The organism is Streptomyces sp. UNOC14_S4 (assembly GCF_020740835.1).
Taxonomy (GTDB): domain Bacteria; phylum Actinomycetota; class Actinomycetes; order Streptomycetales; family Streptomycetaceae; genus Streptomyces.
Genome location: NZ_JAINFC010000798.1, coordinates 1 through 2,301 on the forward strand (window position 1 = coordinate 1; position 2,301 = coordinate 2,301).

Genomic DNA, 2,301 nt, shown 5'->3' on the forward strand with positions numbered 1-2,301 from the left:
CTCCAGGAGACCCGCCCCGTGCACTTCGCGCTGCCGCAGCGGGACGTCGCGGTGACGGAGGAGCAGATCCAGGGCGTCGAGGAGGACCTCGGCTACCGTCTGCCCGGCGCGTACCGGGACTTCCTCAAGGCCGCGGGCGGCTGCGCGCCGGTCGGCGCCGCGCTGGACGCGGAGCTGGGCCTGCTGATCGACCAGCCGTTCTTCACGGTGCGCGACGAGGCCGCCGTCAACGACCTGGTCTATGTGAACAAGTGCCTGCGCGACCACTTCACCAAGGACTACCTGGGCGTCGCCTTCGTCCAGGGCGGCGTCCTCGCGGTGAAGGTGAAGGGCGAGAAGCGCGGCACGGTGTGGTTCTGCCCGTACGACGACGCCCGCGACCGCGACGGCTGGACGGTGCAGGAGCGCGTGGAGCGGCTGCTGCTGCCCTGCGGCGATGACTTCGACGTGTTTCTCTCCCGGCTGGCCGGCGGCCCGCCGGAGCTGGAGACCGTCGCGAACCTGATGGTCGACGGTGGCTTCGCGTACGCCGTCCCGGTGGAGGAGTGAGCGCGGGATGGTGACGTTCGCGCAGGCGCAGGAGCGCGGCGAGCGCTGGGCCAACGGCGACGTGCCGGCGTACCAGCACCGTGAGGTGCGGGTCCGCGAGTTCGACCTGGGCTTCGTGGTCTGGGCCGAGGACCGCGAGGGCGGCCCGTCCTCGGACGGCGGCCGGGCCCGCCTGGTCATCGCCCGGGACAGCGGCGAGACCACGCTGTGGCCGGGCCTGCCGGTGGGCGAGGTGATCCGCCGCTACGAGGAGGAGTACGGAACGGTGGAGGAGCCGCTGCCGGCGCCGTCGGACGCGCCGCCCAAGAGGCTGGACCTGGAGGCGACGTCGTTCCTGCTGAGCCCGCCGCAGTGGCTCCAGGACGCGGCGGACGCGATGGGCATCCCGGACCGCCGGCCGGAGTCGAAGGCCCCGGAGCCGAAGGCGGAGGAGCCGGCGAAGCCCGCCGTACGTGACGGTGACGGGCCCGCGCCCGCCACCGCCCCCGTTGCCGCTCCGGAGCCGTCCGGTGACGCCCCGTCGGCTGACGGTCCGTCCGGGTGGCCGGAGGCCGGTTCGCCCTCGGTGTCCTCCGAGGGCCGGGGCGCCGCCTACGCCGCGAGCGCTTCCGCCGAGGCGTCCCGGTGGCCCGAGGCGGGCGGTGGCGTGTCCGGTGCGTCCGGCGCGCCCGCCTCGTCCGCCGAGGCCGGTGTCTCCTCCTCCTGGCCGGGGGGCGACGTGTCCGCCACGCCGTGGGCCGGTGCCGACGTGACCGCCGACGCGGACGACGAGGACCGTTCCGTCGGCCTGCCCGCGACCGTGCTCGCACCGGCGCTCTCGGGCACGGACGAGGACGACCGCCCGGCGCCGGGCGTCGAGCCCGAGGCCAAGACGGCCCTGATGTCCGCGGGCAGCGCGCTGCCGCGCACGGCCGTCGCGAGCTCCATCGACGAACTGGAGGGCACGGCCCCCTCCGCGCCGCAGGGCACGCCGGGCCGGCCGTCGCCGTCTCCGGCTGCGCCGACACCGCCGGGTGAGCCCGGTGCTCCCGGCGTTCCCGGGCAGTCGCCTGCCCACGCTTCCGGCACGCCCGCTTCCGGGCCGGTGCCGCCTCCGCCCCCGCCCGCGGTTCCGGGGCGGCCCGGTGCGGCGCCGGGCGCGCCCGTACCCCCGCCTGCGGCTCCCGGCCGTCCCGGCGCGGGTGCGCCCGTACCGCCGCCCGGCCCGGCTCCGCAGGCTCCGGCCGCGCCGAAGGCGGGCCCCGGGGTGCCGCCGCCTCCGGGTGCGCCGGTGCAGCCGCCGCAGGCGCCCGGTGGGGCACATCATGCCGCGACGATGCTGGCGGAGCCCGGTCCGTCCGGTGCGCCGGGCGCGCCCGTGCCGCCGCCCGCGGCTCCCGGCCAGCCCCCGCAGGGCCCCGGTGCCGCGTATGCCGCGACGATGCTGGCCGACCCCAGCAGCATGTCCGGTGCTCCCGTGCCGCCGCCTGCGCCTGCCGCTCCGGGGCAGCCGCCGCAGGCGCCCGGTGGGGTGCACCATGCCGCGACGATGCTGGCCGAGCCCGGCCCGTCCGGTGCGGCGCCGGGCGCGCCCGTACCGCCGCCTGCGGCTCCCGGCCGTCCCGGCGCGGGTGCTCCCGTGCCGCCGCCCGCCGCTCCCGGTCAGCCGCCGCAGGCGCCCGGTGGTGTGCACCACGCCGCCACCATGCTCGCGAACGGCCCCGGCGCACCCGGCGCTCCGCAGGCACCGGCCGCCGCCCCGCAGGGTTACGG

General features: G+C 78.2%; 1 protein-coding gene and 1 pseudogene. Both read left to right on the forward strand.

Annotated features, from left to right (window positions below; all coding sequences use genetic code 11):
* Nucleotides 1–549: SMI1/KNR4 family protein (locus tag K6I34_RS35840; RefSeq protein ID WP_229332211.1), on the forward strand; the 549-nt coding region annotated here is incomplete at its 5' end.
* Nucleotides 550–556: 7 nt separating this feature from the next.
* A pseudogene (locus K6I34_RS35845) lies at nucleotides 557–2,301 on the forward strand (hypothetical protein); the annotation flags it as partial.